Source organism: Streptomyces sp. MnatMP-M17 (assembly GCF_900091995.1).
In the GTDB taxonomy this organism is placed as follows: Bacteria; Actinomycetota; Actinomycetes; order Streptomycetales; family Streptomycetaceae; genus Streptomyces.
Genome location: NZ_FMDK01000486.1, coordinates 1 through 3,679, shown reverse-complemented (window position 1 = coordinate 3,679; position 3,679 = coordinate 1). Strand labels below are relative to the sequence as shown.

Genomic DNA, 3,679 nt, shown 5'->3' with positions numbered 1-3,679 from the left:
GGGCAGTTGGTGGGCCGGAGGCGGCGGCGCGGCCGGATCCGGAGCGGGGTGCGGTGGCGGTACGTCCGCTTCGTGCGGCGGCGGTTCCTCCTCCTGCGGGGGAGGCTCGTCGTGCGGTGGCGGCGGGGGATGCGGCGGCGGAGGCGGCTGACACGGGGCAGCCGGTCCGCGGTGCCGACGGCGATGCCCGGCGGGGAACGAACTCCCGCCGGGCATCTCCATGTTGACCGTTTGAGGGCCCTTCCCCACCGGTCTTCGACGCTTTTGTTGGACAGTTGAACTGTAGGGCCCCCGAGCGGATGGAAAACCCCGCCAAGTTGGGTAAAAACGCTGTGAGCCGCGCGTACTTCGTGATTCCCTCGCTGTTGAGAGCTTCCAGCCCTCGGACCTCACGCGGAGCCGAGCCGGCGATCTCCCCCCACAAGTTCCCGCTCATCGTCCGGGTCGTCCCGGTCCACCCGTCAAGCGTGTTAGCGGAGCCTGCCCATGCTCACCAATCTCAATACGGCCTACACCGACTCCCGTGCCGCCGATCTGGCCTGGGCGTTGGGCCGGGATCCACTCCCCGCCCTGGCCGTCCTCGACCTCGAACTCGACGGCGCCGGACTCCAGCTCCGCCTGCTCGGCGCCTCCCACCAGGTGTTACTTGAGGAGGAGCACGGCACTTGCTCCGAGACCGTCGCCTGTATCCCAGGGAGCAGCACACCATTGCCGCTCGGTGTCTCCAAACGGCTCGGGGACTGGGAGTACGAATTCGCCGCGCGCGTCGAGACGCTCTCGCACGGCTCGTTCGCGGGCCGCGCGCAGGAGCTGCTCGCGCTGGTCGCCGACCATCCGAACGGGCTGGCGGGCATCTTTCCCGGCGCTCCGTACGCCTTCACCGCGATGCTGGCGCAGCGCGACGAGGGTCAGGTCCACTGGCGTACCTGGCATGCCTACCCCCAGGAGGGACAGCTCGTGGTGACGCGCACACGCGTTGGCGTGCGTATGCCTGCGGTGCTGTAGTTACACCCGTGTGGGTGACAAACCGCAATGAATTCGTGACGTAGCGTTACGGACATGATCGAGCAAGCCGCGTCCTCGCCGTCCCAGGGTGAGAAACGGCTGCCCGTGCGCGCGGATGCCGGGCGTTTCCTGATCCTCGCCGTGGTCTTCATCTGTGCCGCGTGCGGGCTGGTGTACGAGCTGGAGCTGGTCGCGCTCGCCTCGTATCTGATCGGGGACTCCGTCACCCAGGCGTCCGTCGTCCTGTCGGTGATGGTCTTCGCGATGGGCGTGGGCTCGCTGCTCGCCAAGCGGCTGCGCTGCCGGGCGGCGGTCGGCTTCGGGCTGCTGGAAGCGGCGCTCGCGCTGCTGGGCGGCTGCTCGGCGCTGGTGCTGTACGGGAGTTTCGTCTGGATGGGCGAGTCGCGGTATGCCCTGGTGGGCTTCTCGCTGGCCATCGGCATCCTCATCGGCGCCGAGATCCCGCTGCTGATGACGCTGATACAGCGGTTCTCCCGGCAGGACGCGGAAGGGACGGTCGCCGATCTGTTCGCCGCCGACTATGTGGGCGCGCTGGTCGGCGGGCTCGCCTTCCCGTTTCTGCTGCTGCCCTGGCTCGGCCAGCTCACGGGCGCGCTGCTGACGGGCGCGGTCAACGCGGTGGCGGGCGGCGCGCTGGTCCTGTGGCTCTTCCGGCGGGATCTGACGCCGCGTTCGCGCTGGCTGCTGGTGATCGTCAATGTCCTGGTCCTGTCGGTGCTGGCCACCGCGGCCGTGCTGGTCGACGACTTCGAGCGGGCGGCGCGGCGCGCGGTGTACGGCGACCGGGTGCGGGTCGCCGTCCATACGGATGTCCAGGAGGTCGTGCTCACGGGCGGCCGGGACGGACCGCTGGATCTCTATCTGGACGGGCGGCTGCGGGTCAGCGGGCGCGACGAGTTCCGCTATCACGAGGCGTTGGTGCACCCTGCGATGCGCGGGCCGCATGCGCATGTGCTGATCCTGGGCGGAGGTGACGGACTGGCCGCGCGTGAGGTCCTGCGGTACGGGAGCGTCCGCGCGGTCACGGTGGTCGAGCTGGACCCGGGAGTCGCCCGGCTGGCCCGTACGGACCCGGCGCTGGCCGCGCTGAACGGGCACGCGTACGACGATTCACGGCTGCGAGCGGTCTACGCGGACGCGTTCACCTGGCTGCGGGAGGCGCCGGAGCGTACGTATGACGTGGTGATCTCGGATCTGCCGAACCCGGGCATCACAGCCAGCACGAAGCTGTACTCGGAGGAGTTCTACGGTCTGGCCACCCGGGTGCTCACGGATCGCGGCCGGCTGGCGGTGCACGCGGGCTCGCCCACGTCCCAGCCGCGTACGTACTGGACGGTCGACGCGACACTGCGCGCGGCCGGTTTCGGTACCACTCCGTACAGCGCGACGGGCCCGCCCACCGGTTTCACGGCGGGACCCGACCGGGTGAAGGACGGCACGCCCGCGCTGTCCGACTGGGGATTCGAGCTGGCCGAACTGGGAAGCCGGCCGCAGCTCGGCCTCGCGGCGGACGCGCCTCGGCTGCGGTCCCTGGGAATGCCGCTGCTGGCGGCCGGCGCGCGGGGAGTGGAGCGTACGCGGATACCGGATCTGCCGCCGTCGACGCTGGTGCATCCGAGGTACACGGAGTGAAGCGGGGCGGGGGCGGGGTGAGGCGAGTGGTGAGGTCGGCGGTGGGGCGGGTGGTGTGACGTGTGGGGGAGCGGGCGGTGAGTCGGGCGGGGCGCCGGTGAAACCGCCTCGGCAAGAAGGCCGCTTCCGGCGCCGGGGCTGAGTAGGCTCGGTTTCCATGGAGCATGAGGTGTTCGTTCCGGTGGTGACAGAGGCTCTCCGGCAGACGCTGCGGGATCCCTCACGGGTGGCCCGCTGTGTCCCGGGGCTCCAACAGGACGCCGACGAGTCGGCGGGGCCGCTCTCCGGGCGTCTCAAGGTCCGGATCGGCGGCCATACGATCACCTATCGCGGGACGCTGACGCTCGCCGAACGGGACGGCGTCTTCACCGCCGAGGGCGAGGGCACCGAGGCCCGTGGCACGGGCTCCGCCAAGCTGACACTCGCGCTCCGGCTGGCCGAGGCGCCGGGCGGTACGACGCTCACCTTCACGGGCGGATCGCGCGCGGAGGGCCGGCTGGCGGAACTGCCCGGAGAGACGGTGACGGCGGCGGCGCACCGGCTGCTGGACCGTCTGGCGGCGCGGCTGGGCGAGCTGTCGGTCCCGTTGGAGGCGGCGGAGGCACCGCAGACGCCGGAGACGCCGGAGACGGAAGACACCTCTGGCGCAGACACCGCTGAGACCGCGAAGGCCGCTGATGCCGACCGGGACGACCGGGAGCCGGACGATGTCAACGACGTCATCGATCAGAAGGACAGCGTCGCCGAGGAGCTCGAAGACGATCTGGACGACGACGATCTGGTGGACGATGAACCGGCGGACGACGCGCTCGGTGACGGTGGGCCGGACGCCGACGGCATCAATGCCGATGACCTTGATGCCGACGACTTTGACGACGACCGCATCGATGATGAGGACGACGACGAGCTGGACGCCTCCGTCTTCGAGGTGGACGCACCGCCGTCGTCCCTCGACGGCGAGACCTTCTCCGGTGAAGGGAACTTCCTCGTTCCCGACGAGCCGCCCGCCGAGGCCGCGCAC

General features: G+C 70.5%; 3 protein-coding genes. All 3 read left to right on the top strand.

The features are described from left to right. The first annotated feature begins 486 nt into the window (after positions 1–486). Positions 487–1,005, top strand: a complete 519-nt coding sequence (locus GA0115259_RS21650; protein ID WP_093599765.1) for a DUF2617 family protein — start codon at positions 487–489, stop codon at positions 1,003–1,005. A gap of 54 nt (positions 1,006–1,059) precedes the next feature. Then, entirely contained in the window at positions 1,060–2,658 is a 1,599-nt protein-coding gene (locus GA0115259_RS21645) for a polyamine aminopropyltransferase (protein ID WP_093599762.1), read from the top strand. A gap of 157 nt (positions 2,659–2,815) precedes the next feature. Beyond that, on the top strand, positions 2,816–3,679 hold an 864-nt coding region (locus GA0115259_RS21640; protein WP_107469240.1), incomplete at its 3' end, for an SRPBCC domain-containing protein.

Excerpts from the sequence above, each read along its gene's own strand:
- GA0115259_RS21650 (WP_093599765.1), top strand. The coding sequence starts at position 487 with ATGCTCACCAATCTCAATACGGCCTACACCGACTCCCGTGCCGCCGAT.
- GA0115259_RS21645 (WP_093599762.1), top strand. The coding sequence starts at position 1,060 with ATGATCGAGCAAGCCGCGTCCTCGCCGTCCCAGGGTGAGAAACGGCTG.